The following is a 21,812-nucleotide window of genomic DNA, read 5'->3' on the forward strand; positions in this document are numbered from 1 at the left end:
GCTCGGCCCGCGCTCGTCTGTCGCCAACTGAAAAAGCCTCGGATCGGTGGTGAGCGCATAGCCAGGGTTCTTGCTTGACGCCTAATATACTCGATATCAGAATCGCGAGGTCGAGGTGAGTCGACGGCGCCCGCTTTGACATCGTTGCTCGCCTTGGAAGGACGTGGCGCAGCGGCTGATTGGCCGTTCGCCGGCCAACGCCGCTGGTCGCAAGTGTGCGAGGTGACGCCGTGGATAAAGTGTTCTCAGCAGTCCCTCCTCCTCGTGGCAGCCCACCCCGGCAGTGGAAGTTCCCATTGCGGAGCCGCCGCCGCTGGCTTTTTTGGTCGGCGCTTTCAATATCCATTTTACTTCTTGCAGGCACCGCTGTTCTTTACCGTGAAATCCGCCACTCCGCAGGCCCGGTTCAGCACTTTGAGTATGCAGGCCTCGATAAGGCAGCCCGACCATCACCCGTAGCTGCCGACTCCCATGCGTCGGCTCCTTCTGCTCTTCCGCCGATGCCCATTTCGCGGCATCTGATGGAGCTTCCAAAGCTCGATTTGGCAAGTCAGTTTCTGCGGATGTGGCTGGTCTCAGGCGCGAATATTTGTGGCGCTCTTCGAGAGGCCGGCATCGAGGTGAGCGAATGGAAAGCCGCATCGATACGCAATCGCGATTATGAATGTTATTTTCAGCGCATCTACGAACGGGACGAGGTGCGGCCGCTCAGCTCTACCTTCCTCAGGGTTCGTGGAGATGAAGCGGGTCATATTGTTGAGATCCGCGCCAAGATCGTCGGGCCGGCGATTGACGCTGGGGGGCGCCTCGCCCCTGATGTGCTGCGCATTTTCGAGATCATTGTGAAGCAGGCGTGCTGGCGCGATTTTGAAGATGCGCTTGCGTCGATCCGAAGCCTTCGCCAGGTAGAGACCGAGCGATTTGGCTCTTATCTCAGCTTCACGCTCGAAGCCGGCAGCAAAAACATCTTTAATTTTGCTCTTGGTCTCAAGGCGACTCCGGGCTCGCAGGCAAGGACCAGGGCGTATTTTTCGGCAGACCGCTGGCTGGCCACGACGGATCCGCGCGTCCCGCAAACGTCATCCGCATCGACCGGATCGGCGCGTTCAGATCGGCCAATGGCACTCACTGACGGAGCAAGTGCCGGTTCCGATCCAAGACCAAGCCGGAACTGCGGCTGAGCACCAAAGCCCCCAGTGCTGTGAATAGGGAAAGTGGACCCGCCTCGGGTATGCGCGGCAACGGATCAGCGCGACAGGCTGCCTGCCGGCCGAAAAGCGCCGGGCCGGGCGGCGCAGGTCTCGACCACGAAGTCCACGAAAGCGCGGACCTTGCGCGATAGCTGGCGGTTCGACGGCCAGACGAGCGAGAGCGAACCGAAGGGCACCATGAAGGAAGTGAGGACGGGGCTCAGGGTTCCCGCCCGCATGGCTGCCTCGGCGACATAGACGGGCAGATGCGCGAGGCCCAAACCATCCTGTGCTGCCCGCAGCCCTGCATCTGTATTGTTGAATGTCAGGCTTTTTGGCAGAAGCAGCCGCTCGTATGGTGCGCTGAACGCCCAGGGTGCCAGGCGGCCACTGGAGGGATATTTGAAGTGAATGCAGGCGTGCTTGAAGAGATCGCCCGGCGTCTCAGGCCGTCCATGGCGCTCCAAATACTCGGAACTGCCGCACACCACGAAGTGCTGCTCGCCGAGATGGCGGGCGATCAGCCGCGCATCGGCAAGTTCGCCGCTGCGCACCACCACATCCAGACCTTCCGTGACCATGTCGATGACCCTGTCTTCGAAATCCACATCCAGTTCGATCTCCGGGAAGCGCTCGGCAAAGGCCGGCAGCATCGGCATCAGCAGATGGTGCCCGACGATATGCGGGACGCTGACGCGCAGGCGCCCCCTTGGGCGTTTTCGGCTTTGCAGGACGGTTGCCTCCGCGTCCTGTATCTCGTCGATGATGCGCTTGTAGCGCTCGTAGAGGACAGCCCCTTCCTCGGTCAGGCTGATGCTGCGCGTCGTGCGGTTGAAGAGCCGCACATGGAGCCGGTTTTCCAGGCGCGCCACGGCCTTGCCGATCGCGGACGGCGAAACGCCGGCAACGCGCGCAGCTCCGACATAACTCTGCTGTTCGGCCGCATGAACGAAGGCGAAGAGGCTCGCGAGACTATCCACGGCAAGATCCGATTGGAGACATTTTGTCCTTTATCTAAGTCCACTTACGGCGATTGATCAACATTGCATAACAAATATCCTTTGTTCGGCAGCCGGAACGGATGGGGCTGCCGAGTCAAGGAGTGGATGGCATGCGGGACTACACGAAAGAATTGCCGGAGCACACTGCGAGATATATCGGAGAGAACGACCTGTTCCTGGAAATCTTTCCTGGGAACAATCGCTCGGATGAGGCCGGTCGACCGCCTCTCCTTTTTGTCCACGGCGCTTACACCGGCAGCTGGATGTGGAGCAAATATATTCCGCACTTCATAACCGCGGGATGGACCTCCTACTGCATCAATCTGCGAGGCCACTACAAAAGCCGGTCGGTGGATTTGACGAAGGTCGAATTCGAGAACTATCTGGAAGACATTCTTGAGGCAATTTCCGCAATCGCTGGGGAATGTGCCGTCGCTCCTGTTGTGATCGGTTTCAGCATGGGTGGAATCCTCAGTCAGAAACTGGCGGAAAGCGTGGAGATCGCCGGACTGGTGCTGATCGATTCCAGCATCTCGAGGCAGGTGCATGACGAGGTGCCCTACCAGGATCTTGCGCCTGAGATACCTGGCGTCGTTATTCCCGCGCCGGTGCGTGAAGAGCAATCCAGCCCCGACGAAACGCCCGACGATATCGCCTTCCAGCGGAAGTACCTGTCCATGGAATCCGCCAGAGCCTTCGGCGCTTTTTCCTTTCATTGCGGAGCCGAGGGGATTTCCATCGACGGCGGCAAGATCACCTGCCCCAGCCTGGTCATCTCAGCTGTCAACGACGCCGCCGCCGATCGGCGAGGGCAGGCGACGGCCCGGCATATCGGCGGCGAGTATCTCGGTCTCTGGGGCACGACGCATACGGGCTTGTTGGTCGGGCAAAGATATCACGAATCCGTCAATCGCATCATGATCTGGCTCACGCGCTTCGATGAAGAGAGTGTCTAGCCATCGAGGCCGAGGCTCGCCAACAAGCGACCGACATAAGCTTCCAGGCCGCCGACCATATCGAAGCGATCGGGATCACGCAGCCAGAGCATCTGCAGGCCGTCCATCACGGCGATCAGCTCGGCGGCCATGGCCTTGCCGTCGATCCCTTTGTCGATCGAGCCATCGGCGATCGCCCGCTCGAAGGTCGCGGCGATGTCCTTCTGCATCTCCGTGGCGCGGGCGAGAAACCACGCCTTGGCGGGGTGGTTCTTCATCAAGCTTTCGGCATTCAGGATGGCGAAGGCTCTGATGACCTCGATCATTCCGGCATTGCGGCGGAAGATTTCGACCATGCCTTTCAGCAAGCCGCGGAGATCGGAGCGATAATGTCCGATGAAATCGGCGCTATCGAGATCGCGCTTGGCGAGAATGGCGAGCAGCAGATCGACCTTTGTCGGGAAATGATGCAGCAGGCCGGGCAGCGACAGGCCGACATCCCGGGCGATATCGCCGATCGCGGCATTCTGATAGCCGTCTTCGGCAAAACGCCGCATCGCCGCCGCCAGGATCTCTGCGCGTCGTTCCTCTCCCTTGCGGGAACGGCGCCGTCGTTTTTCTTCCTGTCCTGCCTTGTGTTCTGCCATCGTTTCTCCTGTCCGGCCTTTTTAGCGGCGATGCGACGGTCCACAATGCTCCGGCCGATATCTCGTCTGCTTTCTCCTTACATTAGGCCCGTCGGATTGACATCTTAAAAATACCGAGTAATCGGTAGGTTTAATAGCGCGATGCTCGCGGTCTTTTGAGGAGGTTTGCATGATCGATTCCATTCTCGACAGGATGACGCTCGAAGAGCAGGTCTCTTTGCTGTCAGGCGCCGATTTCTGGACGACCGTTCCCGTCGAGCGGCTCGGCGTGCCGAAGATCAAGGTGACGGATGGGCCGAACGGCGCCCGCGGCGCGGGTTCGCTGGTCGCCGGCGTCAAGGCGACCTGCTTTCCCGTCGCAATCGCGCTCGGCGCCAGCTGGAATCCCGATCTCGTCAAGCAGATGGGCGTTGCCCTTGCGCGCCAGGCCAAGAGCAAGGGAGCAGCCGTGGTGCTCGCACCGACGGTGAATATCCATCGCTCCGGCCTCAACGGCCGCAATTTCGAATGTTATTCCGAAGATCCGATGCTGACATCGGAACTCGCCGTCGCCTATATCGAGGGCGTGCAGGGCGAGGGGATCGCGGCGACCATAAAACACTTCGCCGGCAACGAATCCGAGATCGAGCGTCAGACTATGTCGTCCGATATCGACGAGCGGACGCTGCGCGAAATCTATCTCCCGCCCTTCGAGCAGGCGGTGCGCCGCGCCGGCGTCATGGCTGTCATGTCCTCCTATAACCGCCTTAACGGCACTTATACGAGTGAGCATCATTGGCTGCTGACCAAGGTGTTGCGCGAGGAATGGGGCTTCGACGGCATCGTCATGTCCGACTGGTTCGGCTCACATTCGACGGCTGAGACGATCAATGCTGGCCTCGATCTCGAAATGCCGGGTCCGGCGCGCGACCGCGGCGAGAAATTGGTTGCGGCCGTGCGTGAGGGCAAGGTGGAATCGGCGACGGTGCGTGCGGCAGCACGGCGCATGTTGCTGCTGCTCGAGCGGGTCGGCGCATTTAAGAGCAAACCCGATCTTACGGAGCGGGCGATCGACCTGCCCGAGGATCGGGCGCTGATCCGGCGTCTCGGTGCCGAAGGCGCGGTACTCCTCAAGAATGACGGCATGCTGCCGCTTGCCAAGACCTCGCTCGACCGGATCGCCGTCATTGGGCCGAATGCGGCCACCGCCCGTGTCATGGGCGGCGGCAGCGCGCAGATCGCAGCGCATTATACGGTGAGCCCGCTCGAAGGCATTCGCGCCGCCCTTTCCAACGCCAACAGCATCAGCCATGCGGTCGGCTGCCGCCACAACCGGCTGATCGACGTGTTCAAAGGGAAGATCACCGTCGAATATTTCAAGGGGCGCGGCTGCAAGGGCAATCCCCTTCATGTCGAGACCGTCGACAAGGGCGAGTTCTTCTGGTTCGAGCTGCCGTCGGGCGAACTCGATCCCGCCGATTTCTCGGCCCGGATGGTGATGCAATACGCGCCGGAGGAGAGCGGCGAACATCTCTTCGGCATGACCAATGCCGGGCTGGCGCGGCTCTTCGTCGATGGTGAGCTCACGGTCGATGGCCATGGGGGCTGGACGCGCGGCGAGAATTATTTCGGCACCGCCAATGACGAGCAGCGCGGTGGGGTGAGCCTGGAAGCGGGCCGGCTGTACGAAATCACCGTCGAATATGAGCCGTCCACGGCGAGCGAGGAGGGGATCAACCTCATCGCCGTCCGTTTCGGCGTCGAAAAGCCGCTCGGCGAGGCCGATATCGAGGCCGCCGTCGAAACCGCCCGTAATGCCGACGTGGCGCTGCTCTTCGTCGGCCGCGACGGCGAGTGGGACACGGAAGGACTTGATCTGCCCGACATGCGGCTGCCTGGCCGGCAGGAGGAACTGATCGAGAAGGTCGCTGCCGCCAACGCCAATACCGTCGTCGTGCTCCAGACCGGCGGTCCCATCGAGATGCCCTGGCTCGGCAAGGTCCGCGCCGTGCTGCAGATGTGGTATCCCGGCCAGGAACTCGGCAATGCCGTCGCCGACATTCTGTTCGGCGATGCCGAGCCGGGCGGCCGCCTGCCGCAGACCTTCCCCAAGGCGCTGACCGACAATTCCGCCATCACGGGCGATCCTGCCGTCTATCCCGGCAAGGACGGGCATGTGCACTATGCCGAAGGCGTCTTCGTCGGCTACCGCCATCACGATATCAGCGCGGTCGAACCGCTCTTCCCCTTCGGCTTCGGCCTCGGCTATACGAGTTTCCGCTGGGGCGAGCCGCGGCTTTCGGTGCGTGAAATGGGACCGGACGGCATAACCGTCAGCATTGACGTCACCAATACAGGCGACCGGCCAGGTTCGGAACTGGTCCAGCTCTACGTACGCTCACCGTTAGCCAAAGTGGAACGTCCGGACAAGGAACTGCGCGCCTTCGCAAAGCTCTCGCTGCAACCCGGCGAAACAGGCACAGCCGTCATGAAAATCGTGCCACGCGATCTGGCCTATTTCGATATCGAGGCCGGCGCCTTCCGAGCCGAACCGGGTGATTATCAGCTGGTCCTGGCGGCGAATGCCGCGGACGCAAGATCCGTGATCGACCTGCCGTCGCCAGCCGGCTACGTGCTGCCGCCTTCGACCTCATGATTCCGATATCGAACGGCCAGGCGCCTATCGTTGAGTTGAATGAAAACAGTGTCAAGAGGTGCTCCGGATTACCGGATAAAGCAGACTGAAAATTTTTAGATTCTCCTCTTGAATCGAAAATCGTGCGAAACCAGATCATCGTCGTCGGCAGCGCAAAAGCGGGCCGATGATCAGAGCGGAGACGCAGGTTTCCAACGCGTCTCCAACCCATGTTGCTTTACGGAGGATATGGCTATGAGAAATGAACTTGATTTCGCCCCCCTTTACCGGTCCAGCATCGGCTTCGACCGTGTCTTCAATCTCCTGAACAATGCGCAGCGCCTGCAGGCAATCGAGGCCTGGCCGCCCTATGACATCGTCAAGACGGGCGAAGACGACTATCGCATTCAGATGGCAGTGGCCGGCTTCGCCGAAGGCGACCTCGACATCACCCAGGAGCGGAACGTCCTTCTCGTGAAGGGGCAAAAAGCCGACGGCAAGGACGGCGAATATCTCCATCGCGGCATCGCCGGGCGCGCATTTGAACGCCGCTTCGAGCTCGCCGATCACGTCAGGGTCGAGAATGCCTCGCTGACGAATGGTATTCTCTCGATTGCGCTGAAGCGTGAAGTGCCCGAAGCCATGAAACCGCGCAAGATCGCCATCGGAGACGGCTCCTTTCAGCAGGCGCCTCTTCAGATCGAAGCCGAGCGTCAGGTGGCTTAAGGAGAGCCTCTCCATGAAGTCCCGGATAAAGCCGTTTATCGTGGAGATCAGGAAACGTCGCGGAAGCAGCGCGAAAAATGCGGCTAAGGCTCTGTTTTCGAAGTCGTTAAGCAAGCTCCGCAGCGCGGACGCGGTTTCTGAAGCGCGATCCTGAACAGGGATTCACATCAACTGGGGCCGGCGCCGTGGGGCCGGCCCTTGTGCACGAATGATCCCCTCGAATTCTCTTGCCGCAACCCCTTGCGGACCAAGCCTGCCTTTGTTCGGTCCCTCCTGTGGGCGCAATCAGACCGCATCAGGCTGAGTGCGCAGATTGGTGACCACGCGCCGGTTCTGCACCTTGCAGGAGCGCTCTGTGCAGTCGCGGACTTCGCGGTCGTTGCCGTAGCCCTTGGCCCACATGCGCTTGGGGTCCACACCCTTCGAGGTCAGATAGGCCATCGCCGCATCGGCACGTTTCTGCGAGAGCGTCTGCATTTTGGAGGCGGAACCGGAATCGTCGGCGAATCCCTGAAGCTTGAGCAGCCAGGTCGGGTTCTTGTTGAGCCAGGCCGCCTGATTATCCAGGGTGGCCATGGCGACGGCATCGAGCGCGGCGGAGTCCTGCTTGAAGTAGATCCGTCGGCCGACACTAAGAATGAAATCCTCCTCGCTGCCCTGCGCGACATTCTCGAAGCCGGGGGCGGGGTCGTTGGTCTGCCCGGTCATCGGCGCCGCCGCCGGTTCTTCCAGGGAGGCGACCTCGGTGGTGGAGCAGGCGGCGAGCGCCAAGAGCATGGCTGCGCCAGCGAGGCGCTTGGTGTATCCGATCATCGCAGACATAGGGGTGATATTCCTCATTCGACCGGAGTTGTTTCGCTAACCTGGGTGGCGCCCTCAGCCTGGTCGGCAATATGCGGCAGAACCTGTACAGCGGTGCCAATGGGGCAGCGCTGATAAAGATCGATGGCGTCTTCGTTGAACATGCGGATACAGCCGCTGGAGGCGTCCTTGCCGATGCTCCATGGCTCCAGCGTGCCGTGGAACCGATAGCCGGTGTCGACGCCGTCGCGATGCAGATACATGGCGCGGGGCCCAAGCGGGTTCTTCGGTGAGCCACCCGAGACGAATTCCGGCAGTTCGGGATGGCGCTTGCGCATCTCCGGCGGCGGCGTCCAGCGCGGCCAGAGCGATTTGGCGTCGATGGTGGCGCGGCCAAACCATTTGAAGCCTTCGCGGCCGACCCCGACGCCATAACGGATGGCGGTCTTGTTCTCCATGATCAGGTAGAGAAAATGGTGCCTTGTATCGACGACAACGGTGCCGATCGGCTCGCTGCTGAAATATTTGACGACCTGGCGATGCCAGCGCTTGTCGATTTTTGCGAAATTGGTGCTGCGAAATGTCACGCCGTTGTCGACGGCTGCGCCGCCGAAATAAGAAGCTGCCGCGGCGGCTGCCGGTTTGCTGGCGGCGCCGGTCCCCAGCAACGCCAATCCACCGAGCATAATACTCCTGCGGGTCCACACCATCGGCTAAACTCCCCCTGAAAGCCAACAAGCGAAGTGCAGTAAACCAGATTTTTTGTTTGCCTCAATAGGAAACTTCTCTTCCTATCAAGAACTGTAGGGAATTGGGGGTCTTCTGAAGCTGTATTGCTTCGGTCGTTACTCCGGCTGGGATAAGGTTATGCAGTCTGGGTACGGGTTCGGGAACGGACAGGAGGAGCGGCTGGAGCCCGCATCGGAGGTGTGCCCTCCGAGCGGTTCAGACGATCTGCGTGCAACCTGTTCGCGAATGACAGTCACAGACGGACCATCGAATTAAAAGGTGACAAAAATAATCATCTTATGTTGACAAGCTCCACTTCGCTTCATAGGTTCCGCCCGCATCCGTGACGTAGGGACCAGGTAATGGCGCGTGTTTTTTTGAACGTTTCTAATAATGTATCGCGAATTTACAGAGAGAGCCTTTTTGCGACGACTGCGGTCGTCCTGATCGGCATTGCAGCATCGCCGGCTTCCGCTCAGAGCACCTCCGCAGGGGACACCGCGACGACACTGGAGCCCATCGTCATCCAGGGTGCAGCCTCTGATAGCAAGACCGACCGAACATCCGTCACCGCCAAGAACAGCGCGGGTGCGACCAAGATCAGCACGCCGCTCGTCGAGACGCCGCGTTCGATCTCGGTCACCACCGAGAAGGAAATCGAGCAGCGCGGCGCCCAGTCGATCATCGAGGCGGTGCGTTATACGGCCGGCGTGACGACCGGACCGAATGGCTTCGATCCGCGTTTCGACCAGATCTACATTCGCGGCTTCAACGTCACGACGGTCGGAGACTTTCGTGACGGCCTGCGCCAGCCCTACATGAACTACGGGATGTTCCGAACCGATCCCTATCAGTTGCAGCGCGTCGAGGTGATCAAGGGGCCGGTTTCCGTTCTCTATGGTGCTGGATCGCCGGGCGGTCTCGTCAACAAGATCTCGAAGCTTCCGACCGAGGAGCCGATCCGCGAAGTCGGTATTACCTACGGCACCAAGGACCGGGTGCAAGGGATGTTCGATTTCGGCGGGCCGATCAGCGAAGGCAACGACGATTTCCTCTATCGCATCGTCGGCCTCGCCCGGCGTGGCGATACCAATTTCGATATTGCCGACGACCGCTATTTCCTGGCGCCGTCCTTTACCTGGAAGCCCGACGAGGGCACGACCTTCACGGTTTACGGCCTTGTGCAATCCGACGAGACCGACTCCAACGTCGGCGCGATCACGACCCTGGACGGTAAGATTCATGAACTCAGGGCGAGCGACCCCGACTACGACTACCAGAAGGTCAAGCAGCAGCAGATCGGCTATCAATTTGAGCATGAATTCGACAATGGCCTGACCTTCCGGCAGAACCTGCGTTATTCGCATCTCGATCTCAGGGCTCGCTACCTCGGTGTTACCGGTTGGACAGGGACCGTTGCACATCGTGGCACGAATGCGATCCGGGACGAGATGAACGTTTTCCAGCTCGACAATCAGCTCGAGGCGAAGTTCGATACCGGCCCGCTTGCTCACACGATGCTGTTCGGGCTGGACTATACCAATCTCAAATCGAGCTTTGGCTATGGCGCTGGAGCAGCCGATCCGGCATTCGACTTCGATATCGCCAACCCGACCTATGGAGTCTCAGGCGATACGCCGGACTATAGTATCTTAGCGTCCAAGGCCGACATGCGGCAGGTCGGCATTTATGCCCTGGACCAGATCGAGGCTGGAAACTGGCGCTTCAATCTCGGCGGCCGGCAAACATGGGTGAACCAGACGCGCGATGCGACCCTGCCTTCGATCAGCTCGGAGGAGGTCGACAAGAGCGCCTTCTCCTGGCAAGCCGGTGCACTCTATCTGTTCGACAACGGCATTGCTCCCTTCGTCTCCTATGCAACCTCATTCGATCCGGTGACCAACCGGTCGACCTCAGGCAAGATACTGGCGCCGACAGAGGGTGAACAGTACGAGCTCGGTGTGAAGTACCAGCCGCCCGGCTCCGATATCCTCTTGTCGGCCGTTGCCTATCATATTGTCGAAAAGAACAAGCCGGTGCTGGTGGATCCGGTGATGTTTGCCTATGGCTCGATCGGTGAAGTAACCGGAAAAGGCATCGAACTCGAAGCCCGCGCGGCGGTCGCCGACGGCTGGGATCTCATTGCGGCCTACACTTACAACCAGTCGGAAGTGACGGGAGGCGGTGAAAACGAGGGCAATACGCCTGCCCTGACGCCCTCGCATGTGGCAAGCCTCTGGGCCAACTATACGTTCCAGGAAACCAATCCATTCCATGGTCTGTCAGTCGGCGCGGGTGTCCGTTACGTCAGCGAAAATTGGACGGATACGGCCAATACGTCGAAGAATCCTGCGAGCTTCTACATCGACGCCTCCGCCGCTTATGATTTCGGCGCGGCCGACAAGAAATACGAAGGCCTGACGGCGGCCTTTGCCATCCGCAACATCGCCGACGAGCGCGACACCGTCTGCAACGAGGGCTTCTGCTACCTCGGCCAGGGTCGCAACATGACCGGCACCCTGAAGTATCGGTGGTAGCACCATGACGTTAGAGACGAACGGGGCGGCCTCGCGCCCTTCGATCGGCGATCGCCCTGTCGGCCGCCAGGCCATCGACCTCGACGGCCTGGTGGGCGATGGCCCGTTCGCCTATTGCCGCGGCAAGCTGCTCGCCTCTCCGCCGCCGGCTGGTTTGGTGGTTTCCTGCAGGGATCTCGGCGACCGCGACGTCTTTGACGGGATCATCGCCCGCTATGGCCAGAAGTTTCCGGGCAGCGACCGCCGCGCGATTGTCTCCATGTGGACGCTCTATTATTTCAGCATGCTGACGATCGCGCCTAGCGTCCATATGTTCGTCAACCGCATCGCGCTGCCGATGGAAATCGACCGGCTCTCTCTCGTCTGCAACGAACAGACAGGCGAGCCGGAAGCGTTCGTGATGTCGGGCAGGCCAGAGCCGACGACCGATCCGGCCGGCGAGCTTCACCGACTGATGCTCGGCCATGCCGAACCGGTCATTGCGGCGATTGCCGCCATTGCCGGCGTGGCGCCGAAGCTTCTCTGGAACAATCTCGCGGCCTATCTTTCCTGGATCCTGAAAGAGATCGCTCACCGCCACGAGCCTGCCCTCGTCGAAGGCGGCCTGGCGCTGCTGAACGATGCCGAGTGGCCGGGCGGCGGTCGCAATCCAATGTTCGGCATGATCCGCATGGCGCGGCAGCAATGCGGTCTGGAATTCGCTCGCCGCAAGGTCTGCTGCCTGCGCTATAACCTGCCTGGCGTCGGCGGCTGCGGCGAGGCCTGCCCGCTGCCGGACGGGCGGCATTGAGGCCGATTAGAATTATGCGGCGGCATTTGACATGGTCTTTGCCTGCTCGGCATATCGTGACGGCGGCAACCCGACAAAGCGCGTGAATGCCGTGCTGAACGCGCTCGCGGAGCCATAGCCGACGCGCTCGGCGATCTCCTGAATTCCGATATCCTCCTGCCTCAGCAGATTTCTGGCGAGCGCCATGCGCCACGATATGAGATATTCCATTGGCGCCATGCCCACAGTGCGACGGAAGCGATTGAAAAACGCCGACCGCGACAGGGCCGCCTCGCCGGCGAGCTGTTCCACCGTCCATTCCCTGGATGGATCTTCATGCAGCCGACGGATAGCCAGGGCGAGGCGTGTATCGCTCAGGCCCCGCAGAATTCCAAGCGGCGCCTTCTCCCCGAAATTCGAACGCAGCGCCTCGACAAGCAAGACTTCCAACAGGCGCGCCAGGATCATGTTCTTTCCCGGCCGCTCGGCGCGGGCTTCGTCGGTGACGAGCTGGACGATCGCCGACAGTCTGCTGTCGCCGCGGATGTGGATGATCCGCGGCAGCAGGGAAACCAGCAACGCTGCATCCGGCGAGCCGAAGGCGAAGTGGCCGACAAGCAAGCGTGCATTCACAGCCCCTTCGGGATCGCCGTGACGGGTTTCTTCAGGAAGCATCGTGACGGTAAAGGGATCAATGCCGGGCGATAATCCGTCGTCCAGGCTCGACATCGTGAAGGCATGGGCGGCCGGGATCAGGATGAAGTCGCCTTCTAGGAGTGTGACTTGCTCGTCCTCCGCGCTCAACCTTGAAGAACCTTCCAGCACGACGCAATAGAAAGGCTGACCCGTCTCCTGGCGCTCGACGCGCCACGTCCCTGCGCCGCTGACGAGCTTTGAATGGCGCGCCGCTGGCTGCAGCAGCGTGACCATATCGGCCAGCGGGTCGCTCATTGATACTCCTGATAATGAAACAAGGACGATGCATGATAGTAAGTGCCGCGTTCGCCGTCTACATCTGTTGCTGGCAGATGGATAGGAGACAAAAATATGAAGACCGTTCTTGTTACCGGATGCTCGTCGGGGTTCGGGCTGGAAATTGCCAGGTTCTTTCTTGCGCAGGGCTGGAAGGTGATCGCCACCATGCGAACGCCTCGCCAAGACCTTCTGCCGCCTTCGGACCAACTCACGATCATTGCGCTCGATGTCACAAGCCCTGAAAGCATCCGTGCTGCGGTTGAGGCCGCCGGGCCTGTGGATGTGCTGGTAAACAATGCCGGCATCGGTTTGCTCAACGCGCTTGAGGGAACGCAGATCGAGATCGCCCGCGAAATTTTCGAGACGAACACCCTTGGAACGATCGCGATGACCCAGGCGATTCTGCCGCAGATGCGGGAGCGCCAGGAAGGCGTTATCGTCAACGTCACGTCAAGCGTGACGCTCAAGCCGCTTCCGCTCCTCTCGGTCTATACGGCGAGCAAAGCCGCAGTGAACGCGTTCACCGAATCTGTCGCGCTCGAGCTTGAGGCTTTCAATGTGCGTGTGAGGATCGTGCTTCCGGGGCGCGCGCCGGAGACTCGGTTCGGCGATACGGCGCGCGCACGGATTCAACAACAGGGCGGCTTCCCGCACGCCTATTCGTCGGTCGTCGCAGAGGTGTTCGCATCATGGGAGCAACACTCGGTGACCGCCCTGACACAGCCCGTCGACGTCGTCGAGGCTGTATGGCGCGCTGCGACCGATCCTTCCTCTCCATTGCGCATCCCTGCAGGGGCCGACGCCGAAGCATTGGCGGGATGAATGCGGCTTCTCAAGGCCGCCGGCGCAGCACGATCAGCAGCATCGGCGCCCCGACCAGGGCCGAGATCAAGCCGGCCGGCACCTGATAGGGGAAGGCGATCATCCGGCCGGCCCAGTCGGCGATGACGAGCAGGGTCGCGCCGATGAGGGCGGCGGCGAGGAGCTGGACGGAGGGGCGGCGAAAGCCGAGGCCGTGGGCGAGGTGCGGCGCCATCAGCCCGACGAAGCTCAAGGGGCCGACGACCAGCGTCGCGGCTGCCGTCATGATCGCAGAGAGCCCGAACAGGGCCGCGCGCGTGGGGACGATCCTGAGGCCGAGTTCGCTCGCCGCTTCCGGCCCGAGTTGCAGCAGCGCAAGCCACCGGCTGGCGAGAAAGGCGGCGACGAGGCAGGCCGGCGCAATCGACAGGGCGCTTGCGGCAACCGCATTGTCGACGAAATAGGTCGAGCCCGCCATCCAGCGGATGAGCGCGAGGCCGCGGGGATCGCCGCTCGCGGCAAGGACGCCGATCCCGGCATCGAGCATTGCGCCGAAGGCGATGCCGGCGAGCAGAACGCGGTTCGGGCCGAAGCCGGAACCGGCGCTCAGGAGGAAGATCAGCAAAAGCACGGCGAGCGCTCCGCCGCCGGCAAAGGCAAGCTGGACCGTCAGCCCCGGTGCAGAAACGGCGAAGAGGGCGGCGGCGACGCCGAGGGTCGCCCCGGCCGATACGCCGAGCACCTCGGGACTTGCCATTTCGTTTCCGGTCAGCCGCTGCAGAATGAGGCCGGTCACGCCGAGCACCGTTCCGGCGCCGAATGCCGCGGCGACGCGCGGCAGGCGAAGGGGAAGGATGTCGTCCCATGAGGCGGCCGGCAGCCAGGCCCAGTCTCCGTCGGGTGCCCGGCCGAAGAAGATCGCGGCGATCGCCAATGCGATCGAGGCCAACAGCAGGACAAGGGGAGCCCATTTGCTGCCGACCGCGAGCCGTGGCGAGGCGATGCCGGGCAGTGCGCGCGAGGCGGTGGCGAGGCGTGGGAGCAGAGCGATCAGAATCGGCCCGCCGAGCAGTGCCGTCACCGCTCCCGTCGGCACGAAATCACCGGGAGCCAGAAGCTTGATGGTCTCGTCCGTCACGAGGAGAAGGCCGGCGCCTGCGAGCGGCGACCAGATCAATTGGCTGAGGATGCGCCTTGCACCGGCCATCCGGACGATCTGCGGGGCGGCCAACCCGACGAAGCCGATGACGCCGACGGCGCTGGTGACGAGGGCGCTCAGCGCAATCGCGATCGCCAGGACGAAGCCCCGCGCCCATTTGATCCGCAGGCCGAGGCTGGTCGCGCCGGCATCGCCGAGCTGGCTCAGCGCCAGCGGCCGGGTAGCGAGAAGGGCAAGGGCGGCGAGCAGCGCCAATTTCGGCAGCAGCGATAGCGGGATCGCCCAGCTTTGCTGCGAGAGCGAGCCGGCGCCCCAGATGAAGATCCCCGAGAGATATTGATCGTTCATCAGAATGAGGATGGCCGCCGCCGCTCCGCACCAGAGGCCGATGATCATGCCCGACAGGATGAGGGAAAAGGGCGAGAAGCCGTGCCGGGCGCTGATCGAAAAGATCGCGAAGGCAGCAGCCGCACTTCCGCCGAGCGCGACCGCGTCGCGGCCACATCCCGCCAGTGAGGGAAAGGCGAGCATGACGGATACCAGCGCCAGATTGGCGCCGGCCGAGACGCCGAGCGTCGTCGGCGAGGCCAGCGGATTGCGCAGCACCTGCTGCAGAATCGTTCCCGAAAGTGCAAGGGCGGCTCCCGTGATCAGTGCCGTCGCCATGCGAGGCAGCGTGGAATAGAGAAGCAACAGGTGCTGGGCGTCGTAACCGCCTGTCGTCTCGAGATGCGGCAGCGCCGGCAGGAGATCGAGGGCGGCGAGGCTGAGGCCTGAAAACAGCAATAGCGCCGCAAGTGCCGGCGCGCCGAAGCGGGAATAGTGAGGCTTCATCAGGCGGCAGTCTCCAGAACATCGACCATCAGGATCGAAAAGCGCAGCGCCTCCTGGACCATTCCAAACATCAGGACGCCTGGAACGACCGAGATTCGCTGGCGCTGGACGAAGGGAAGGCCTGTCCAGAGCGGGCTTTCGGAAAGCCGGGTCAGGACATCGGGTGGAAACAGCGGCGACACGACGACGAGGTGCACCTCGTCACCGAGTTCGGCGAGCTGCTCCAGGCCGATCGTTTGAAATCCCCAGTAGCTGGCCTCTCCCTTCCAGGCGTTCTCAAGGCCGATGCGTCTCATGGCGCCGCCATAGAGCCCGGGGCCGCCATAGATGCGCGCATGCCTCTGGTCGATAAAGTTGATGACCGCCACAGGAGGCGCGGACAGGCTCTTCGCCGTCTCGCGCAACCGCTCGAATGTAGCATCGGCGCGGGCGAGAAACGCCTCCGCCTGCCTCAGTCGCCCGATCATGGCGCCGAGACGTCGCGTCTCGGCGTAGGAGCGGTCGAGTGCATCGCCGTTCGCGGCATAGATGGTGAAGGTCGCGACCGGTGCTATGCGGGAGAGTTTTTCATCCAGCGCTGCCAGGAAGGGCGTGCTGAGGATGAGCGATGGCCGGAGGCTGGTAAGGACTTCGAGATTGATCTCGGACGTTGTGCCGATATCGACGACGCCTTGCGGCATGGCCGGCTCGACGACCCATTCCGACCAGTTCCTGAGCGAGGCGATCGCACGCGGCATGCTGCCGAGCGCCAGCATCGTCGATGCCAGTCCGTAATCGAGCGACACGACGCCGCCATCGCCGGCGCGCGCCGTGTCGGGCGCGCTCGTCATTGCCAGCGCGCCCAGAAGAAAGTCCCGTCGTTTCAAGGCGCGGTCTCGCTCGGCTGATTTCCGACGAGCGGCTTGACCATGAAGAGGCACGGATGGCCCTCGTGCCAGAGCTTGTCAAACACCTCCGCCCTGACGAAGCCGTTCCGGTCATAGAAGCGGCGCGTCGCCTCGAATTGCGGCTCGTTGCGGCCGCGCGGCGCGAGCGTCTTGACCGTCAGCAGCCGGGCGCCCGATTGATGGGCGAAGCGTTCGGCCGCATCGACAAGATGTCGTCCGCCGCCGCGGCCGCGATATTCTGGCCGCGTCGCGATCAGCGCGATCTCGACTGCGCCTGGCAGGTGCGGCTTCAGCGCGATCATGGCGGTGACGACATCCGCCTCGATATAGCCGAACACCGGCAGATCTTCGACCGCCTCTGCGCTTGCTTCGATGACCTCGGGTTCGGAAAACCAATCGGGCAAGGCTCCCATGATCGACCGGCAGAGCTCCGCCTTGCCCGTCAAGATCTCAACTGTTCGTCCCATTTTTTTCTCGTCTCCGGCCGATCGATTTAAACTTGACTCTGGTTATCATCTTAAATTAGACACTGCAATCACATCGTGTGCATTTGCTCAAAAAGGAACACCGCGACCGAACCGACCAGCAACCACAGAGCCTGATTTTCCATTTGTAAAAAGGGTACAGGGCAATGCGAGCATCGCATCGTGATGTGAACGGAAATGCGGTTGTCAATGCGATGATCGAAAACAAGGATAAACTCCTGAAAACGATAGAAAGTGTTGTTAAATCAAAGTCATATTCCGAGGATATATTTCAGGATGGCGTCATCAAAGCTTACGGAGTGAACGTCGAAGGCATTCGTTGCCCAATCGGTTACGCATTCCGGATGGTCTATAACCTCGCCCTGGACGAGAGCCGTCGCCGACGCCAGCAGTTGAACAACTATAGGTCGCTAGACCAGGTGCAGGAAATCACCGCACCGATCCCCACCGTGCTCGACCAGCTCGTTGCCGCAGAGACCCTGCGTGACGTGCTTGCTTCGCTCGAGGCGCTGCCGAAGCGCACCAACGACGCCTTCATCCGCCACCGCCTGAACGGCGTGCCGCAGAAGGATATCGCGGCCGAACTCGGCGTCTCGAGGACGCTTGTCAATTTCATGATCAAGGCGGCGGAGCAGCATTGCCATTCGGCGATCACTGAACCCGCCCGCCCCGATCATGAACCTCGCCGGGATACTACCGCCGTGCGGCGTGCAGCGCCTGCTGCAAATCGCTCCACAGCAGTTCCGGTTCTTCCAGTCCAACGGCGAAGCGAACCGTCTGCTCGCTCACGCCGAACCGGATGAATGTGGTCATCCGGTCGGGGATTTGCAGCGCGACCTTGGCGGGGACCACGAGCGTTTCCGGTCCTCCCCAGCTGACGCCGAGACGGATCTCGCGAAGCGCGTTGACGAAGCGCCCGACATCGATGTCGGGCGTGAGGTCGAAGGCGAAGAGCCCGGCATAACCCGACAGCGTCGCCCGGCCGGGATGGTCCTGAAAGGCCGGGTGGCGAACGTCGGCGATGTCGGGATGCTGTTTCAGCCGGTCGGCGAGCAGAAGCCCGCTGCGCTCATGCTCCTTGAGACGGACGCGCAGCGTGCGCATGCCGCGCAGCAGGAGCCATGCCTCGAAGGGCGAGAGTTTTGCGCCGACATAGGGATAGGAGGCCGAGTTGATCCTGGCGATCGCCTCCTTCGTGCCGACGACGACGCCGGCAACCGTATCGCTGTGGCCGCCGAGATATTTCGAGGCGGCGTGAATGACGATATCGACGCCGTGCTGGATCGGCTTCTGGAAGAGCGGCGTTGCCCAGGAGTTGTCGATGATCGTGGTGACTCCAGCCTCCTTCGCCATGGCAGACAGCGCCACGATGTCCTGAAGCTCGAAGACGAAGGAGGAGGGGTTTTCGAGATAGAGCAGCTTGGCGCCCGGCAGCGCCTTGCGCACCTCGTCATGGTCGGAAGGATCGACGAAATCCACTGTGACGCCGAGCCTTCCGAGCAGCTTCACGAGAAGGCGATAGACGTCATTATAGAGGTGGCGGACGGCAACGACCCGGTCGCCCGCTTCCACGAGGCTCAGAATAGTCGCGGTGATGGCGGCCGTTCCGCTGGAAAAGGCGCGCCCATCCTCCGCGCCTTCGAGGCGGGCGACCAAGAGCTCGAATTCGCGGACGGTAGGATTGTCGCCGCGCGAATAGATGAAGTTGCGCGCCCGGCCGGCGAAGACATCCTCCATCGCCTCGTAGCTGTCATAGGTGAAGAGCGAGGTCTGGAAGATTGGCGGCGATACGGCGTTGAAGGCGGCCGGATCGACGGGGGTGAAGAGATCGTCGGCGGCCGCATGGGCGCCAAGGTCGCGCGGGCTGAAGGACTGGTTCATGATGATCCTTTCATGGACAAAAGCTGGGAGGGGGACGGATAGCGCTCAGAGGTTCGGCCGAGCGCTGCCGGAGTGCGCCGATCGACCTTGCCAGGCAGAAGCATGACAGCAGGCCCGTGAGCGCCGAGGCCAGAAACATGGCTGCGAGCAGACCCGAAAAACCGAAGAAGGGCGGCAGGAGAGCAAGCAGCGGAAAGAGAAGATATCCGTTCTGCGCCAGGCCGAGGGCAAGGGCGGCTTTCGGCCTGCCCTGCGCCTGGAAGAGGATCAGCACGGTCTGCCGGATGCCAAACAGCAGGAAGGGCAGGTGGGCCGCGACGATCGCCTGGCCTGCGATCGACACCACGGGCGCATCGTCGGTGAAGAATGAGGCGAGGTGTTCGGAAAAGATGATCGCCGCCAGTCCGTAGACGCCGCCGACCGCGCTCGTGACGGCGGTCAGCATCCGGGCTGACGAGAGCACCCGTGATATATCCCCGCGGCCCCAGGCAAAACTCAGGATGGCCTGCGCGCCCAGCGAAATGCCCATGACGGGAAGTGCGCCGACCGCAAGCAGCCGCAGGGCGATCCCGACTCCGGCAATGCCGTCCTCGCCACGATAGGTGCCGGCGAACGACAGCATCGCGGCGATTGCGCCAGCGGTTGCGAGGCTCGTCAGCGTCGTCGGCGCGCCCACGGCAAGGACCGGCCTCAGATGCCTGACATCGCCGAGCCGCCAGCCGAATGTCAGCCGGATCGTGCCGAGCCGTCTCGCGTGATAGGCGCCGTAGATGGAGAGCGCCACGAGTTGGGAGAGGATGGTTGCCATTGCCACCCCCTGCAGGCCGAGGCCGAAGCCGAAGATCATGATCGGGTCGAGGATGATGTTCAGCGCGAAGCAGGCAACCAGCGTCCACATGCTGAAGCGGGCATTGCCCTCGGCGATCGCCAGGAAGTCGAGAATGATCTGCCCCATCGTCAGCGGGATCGAGACTGCGATGATGAGGAGATAATGCTGCGCAAGCGGCTCGATGGCGGGTGTGGCGCCGAACAGCAGGAAAGATGGGAATGCGACGATGGCGACCGCGCTTGCCACGCCGAAGGCGATGCCGGCGGCAAGGCTGATCGAGGCAAGCGTGCTCGCCCGCGACCGGTTTCCGGCGCCGAGCGCCCGGCCGACCTCGGTTGCCACACCGACGCCGATGCCTTCGCCGAAGGCGGCGACAAGCATCAGGATCGGCAGCACGATCATGATCGCGGCGATCTGGTCTTCGCCGATCATGCCGACGAACACCATGTTGATGGTGTGATGCGCGGCATTGATCGACAGGCCGAACATGGCTGGCAGGCCGAGGCGCAGCAGCAGCCGGAAAAGCTGCGGGCTGGCAAGATCTTCCGGGGCAAGCCGGCGTTTGCGCAGGCTGCCGCTCATCTCGCTCATGTCGTTCATGATGCGGGCACCCAGAGATGATCACCGAAGAAGCGCTCGCGGGTCAGCATGACGAGAAGCGCCCGCTTGTGCGGAAAATCGAAATGCTTGACCTTGGCAAAGCCTGAGCGGTCGAGATTGCGGATTTGCTGCTCGTGGCTGGCGCGCGGCTCGCCGACGATGCGCTTGGTGCGGGGATCGTCGAGGAAGATGAAATGCATCAGCGAGGGAAGCCAGGCGCTGATCCATTTCTTGCCGCGATAATCGGGCTCGCCGATCGCCACATGCCATCCGCGATCGTAATCGTCGGCATCGTAATAGGGGCCGAGTCTGTTTTCCTTGGCCCAGTAGACCTCGAAATAGCCGAAGGGAATATCGGCGAAACTGCCGATCAGCGGCAGGATATGCGGATCGGCGATCCTCTCCTCCAGGATCTTCCGGTGCTTGTCGATCGAGCCCGCATCCTCCCAGATCGTGTTAACCTGCTCGTCGTTCATCCAGCGATGGAAGACCGCAAGATCGGTTTCGGGATCGGCCACCCTGAAGCTGATATCCCGCTCCAGCCAGGGGATGAAGCGCTGGTAGACCGTGTCCTTCGGCTTTGCCGGCCGGCGCGGATGATAGCGACCTGCCGTCATCTCCTGCACGGGCGGCAGCGGATAGGACATCTGCGGCAGCCACGGGGAGGGCCATTGCCAGAGGATCGCGGAATCGAGCCGTCCGTCGATGCCTGCGATGTGCCGGGGAAGGCTCGCCTGATGGCCTTCGAAAGCGACCGATTTGATCGAGCGGTCTTGCGCCGTCACCGCCTCGGCGGCCGCCATGAGAAGCTCCGCCGATTGCACGGGATTTCCCTCGTAGAAGGTCAGCAAGGCGATGCCGGCTTCGGCTTCGACTGTGAGTTCGTGATTGCCGTGTGCGGTGTGGAGATGGACGATATTGGGGGCAAGCCTGACATAGCTGCGCGCCTGCAGAACCCGCCTTTGCTTGGCGGCATCGAAATCCATGATGTTCTCCTTGATCGGCAGGGCTTTTGATGCTGCGAGCATGAAGCCCGCTCCTGCGCCGATTTGATAGAATGACGATCCATCCCCAGGCAGATTTAGGGGTAAACGAAGAAAAAAATTCTCAGCAATTTTCTAAACTCCGGCAGGGGGGATCCGTCATTTGCGCATGACGTCAATCTTTGCAGGAGCTTCGAATGGACAATCTTGAGCCCCGCGACGATCTCTGGATCGTCGTCATCGACACCGAGCGACATTACTCGGTCTGGCCGCAGGACAAGCGGATTCCGGTGAGCTGGCAGGCCGCGGGTTTTGCCGGTTCGCGCCAGGAGTGCCTCGCCCATATCCGCGAAATCTGGACCGATCCTCGCCCGCTCTCGCTGCGTTCGGCGATGGCCGCCGATGCGCGTCTCTGAAAAGGTCTGGATG

Annotated in this window: 20 protein-coding genes; 9 read left to right on the plus strand and 11 right to left on the minus strand. The window is 61.9% G+C overall.

The window, feature by feature from the left end; genetic code table 11:
- The first annotated feature begins 296 nt into the window (after positions 1–296).
- A complete protein-coding gene (locus HJC00_RS12495; protein ID WP_221164128.1) occupies positions 297–1,181 on the plus strand; it encodes a DUF6030 family protein in 885 nt (294 codons plus the stop codon).
- A 65-nt stretch (positions 1,182–1,246) separates the two neighbouring features.
- Here the strand turns inward: HJC00_RS12495 and HJC00_RS12500 are convergent, their stop codons facing one another.
- Positions 1,247–2,170 (minus strand): LysR family transcriptional regulator, encoded by a 924-nt coding sequence (locus HJC00_RS12500; RefSeq protein ID WP_221156351.1) that lies wholly within the window; start codon positions 2,168–2,170, stop codon positions 1,247–1,249.
- Between the two features lie 131 nt (positions 2,171–2,301).
- Here HJC00_RS12500 and HJC00_RS12505 point away from each other — a divergent pair, with 131 nt between their 5' ends.
- Positions 2,302–3,147, plus strand: coding sequence for a carboxylesterase (locus HJC00_RS12505; RefSeq protein ID WP_221164098.1), 846 nt, complete (start codon positions 2,302–2,304; stop codon positions 3,145–3,147).
- Here the strand turns inward: HJC00_RS12505 and HJC00_RS12510 are convergent.
- Positions 3,144–3,773 (minus strand): TetR/AcrR family transcriptional regulator, encoded by a 630-nt coding sequence (locus HJC00_RS12510; RefSeq protein ID WP_221164099.1) that lies wholly within the window; start codon positions 3,771–3,773, stop codon positions 3,144–3,146. The two genes, HJC00_RS12505 and HJC00_RS12510, sit on opposite strands and share 4 nt — an antisense overlap.
- Before the next feature lie 169 nt (positions 3,774–3,942).
- Between HJC00_RS12510 and HJC00_RS12515 the strand changes: the two genes are divergently transcribed.
- Entirely contained in the window at positions 3,943–6,408 is a 2,466-nt protein-coding gene (locus HJC00_RS12515) for a glycoside hydrolase family 3 C-terminal domain-containing protein (RefSeq protein ID WP_221164100.1), read from the plus strand.
- A 234-nt stretch (positions 6,409–6,642) separates the two neighbouring features.
- Entirely contained in the window at positions 6,643–7,113 is a 471-nt protein-coding gene (locus HJC00_RS12520) for an Hsp20 family protein (protein ID WP_210632121.1), read from the plus strand.
- A 285-nt stretch (positions 7,114–7,398) separates the two neighbouring features.
- Here HJC00_RS12520 and HJC00_RS12525 read toward each other — a convergent pair whose 3' ends face one another.
- Both HJC00_RS12525 and HJC00_RS12530 read right to left on the minus strand, forming a co-directional pair.
- Entirely contained in the window at positions 7,399–7,935 is a 537-nt protein-coding gene (locus tag HJC00_RS12525) for an OmpA family protein (protein WP_210632122.1), read from the minus strand.
- Between the two features lie 14 nt (positions 7,936–7,949).
- A complete protein-coding gene (locus HJC00_RS12530) occupies positions 7,950–8,624 on the minus strand; it encodes a L,D-transpeptidase (RefSeq protein WP_210632123.1) in 675 nt (224 codons plus the stop codon).
- Positions 8,625–9,005: 381 nt separating this feature from the next.
- Between HJC00_RS12530 and HJC00_RS12535 the strand changes: the two genes are divergently transcribed.
- Positions 9,006–11,180, plus strand: coding sequence for a TonB-dependent siderophore receptor (locus HJC00_RS12535; protein ID WP_221164101.1), 2,175 nt, complete (start codon positions 9,006–9,008; stop codon positions 11,178–11,180).
- 4 nt (positions 11,181–11,184) lie between these two features.
- Entirely contained in the window at positions 11,185–11,970 is a 786-nt protein-coding gene (gene fhuF, locus HJC00_RS12540) for a siderophore-iron reductase FhuF (protein ID WP_210632125.1), read from the plus strand.
- Positions 11,971–11,982: 12 nt separating this feature from the next.
- Here the strand turns inward: fhuF and HJC00_RS12545 are convergent, their stop codons facing one another.
- The gene (locus tag HJC00_RS12545; RefSeq protein WP_210632126.1) at positions 11,983–12,900 is read right to left on the minus strand and encodes an AraC family transcriptional regulator; all 918 of its coding nucleotides are present in this window, start codon (positions 12,898–12,900) and stop codon (positions 11,983–11,985) included.
- Between the two features lie 96 nt (positions 12,901–12,996).
- Between HJC00_RS12545 and HJC00_RS12550 the strand changes: the two genes are divergently transcribed.
- A complete protein-coding gene (locus HJC00_RS12550; RefSeq protein WP_221147114.1) occupies positions 12,997–13,746 on the plus strand; it encodes an SDR family oxidoreductase in 750 nt (249 codons plus the stop codon).
- Between the two features lie 10 nt (positions 13,747–13,756).
- Here the strand turns inward: HJC00_RS12550 and fhuB are convergent, their stop codons facing one another.
- From fhuB to HJC00_RS12565, 3 genes are read right to left on the minus strand one after another with little or no spacing between them, the layout of a single operon-like run.
- Entirely contained in the window at positions 13,757–15,718 is a 1,962-nt protein-coding gene (fhuB, locus tag HJC00_RS12555) for a Fe(3+)-hydroxamate ABC transporter permease FhuB (protein WP_221164102.1), read from the minus strand.
- Positions 15,718–16,548, minus strand: coding sequence for an iron-siderophore ABC transporter substrate-binding protein (locus HJC00_RS12560; RefSeq protein ID WP_221164129.1), 831 nt, complete (start codon positions 16,546–16,548; stop codon positions 15,718–15,720). The genes fhuB and HJC00_RS12560 overlap by 1 nt, the downstream gene beginning before the upstream one ends.
- Positions 16,549–16,580: 32 nt before the next feature.
- Complete coding sequence (locus HJC00_RS12565; RefSeq protein ID WP_221164103.1) at positions 16,581–17,072, minus strand: GNAT family N-acetyltransferase; 492 nt, start codon at positions 17,070–17,072, stop codon at positions 16,581–16,583.
- Positions 17,073–17,236: 164 nt separating this feature from the next.
- On the opposite strand from HJC00_RS12565, the gene HJC00_RS12570 reads away from it, so the two are divergent.
- Positions 17,237–17,893, plus strand: coding sequence for a sigma-70 family RNA polymerase sigma factor (locus HJC00_RS12570; RefSeq protein WP_221164104.1), 657 nt, complete (start codon positions 17,237–17,239; stop codon positions 17,891–17,893).
- On the opposite strand, the gene HJC00_RS12575 is transcribed toward HJC00_RS12570, so the two are convergent.
- The 3 genes from HJC00_RS12575 to HJC00_RS12585 are packed head-to-tail and all read right to left on the minus strand — an operon-like array spanning position 17,784 to position 21,386.
- Positions 17,784–18,971, minus strand: a complete 1,188-nt coding sequence (locus tag HJC00_RS12575; RefSeq protein WP_210632131.1) for a PLP-dependent transferase — start codon at positions 18,969–18,971, stop codon at positions 17,784–17,786. The genes HJC00_RS12570 and HJC00_RS12575 overlap by 110 nt on opposite strands.
- 10 nt (positions 18,972–18,981) lie before the next feature.
- A complete protein-coding gene (locus tag HJC00_RS12580) occupies positions 18,982–20,400 on the minus strand; it encodes an MATE family efflux transporter (protein WP_221164105.1) in 1,419 nt (472 codons plus the stop codon).
- On the minus strand, positions 20,397–21,386 hold the full coding sequence (locus tag HJC00_RS12585) for a GNAT family N-acetyltransferase (protein WP_210632190.1): 990 nt from the start codon (positions 21,384–21,386) through the stop codon (positions 20,397–20,399). Before HJC00_RS12585 ends, HJC00_RS12580 begins: the two co-directional genes overlap by 4 nt.
- A 194-nt stretch (positions 21,387–21,580) precedes the next feature.
- Between HJC00_RS12585 and HJC00_RS12590 the strand changes: the two genes are divergently transcribed.
- The gene (locus HJC00_RS12590; RefSeq protein ID WP_210632133.1) at positions 21,581–21,799 is read left to right on the plus strand and encodes an MbtH family NRPS accessory protein; all 219 of its coding nucleotides are present in this window, start codon (positions 21,581–21,583) and stop codon (positions 21,797–21,799) included.
- Positions 21,800–21,812: the final 13 nt, after the last annotated feature.

This window comes from Rhizobium sp. NLR22b (assembly GCF_019685295.1).
Taxonomy (GTDB): Bacteria; Pseudomonadota; Alphaproteobacteria; order Rhizobiales; family Rhizobiaceae; genus Rhizobium.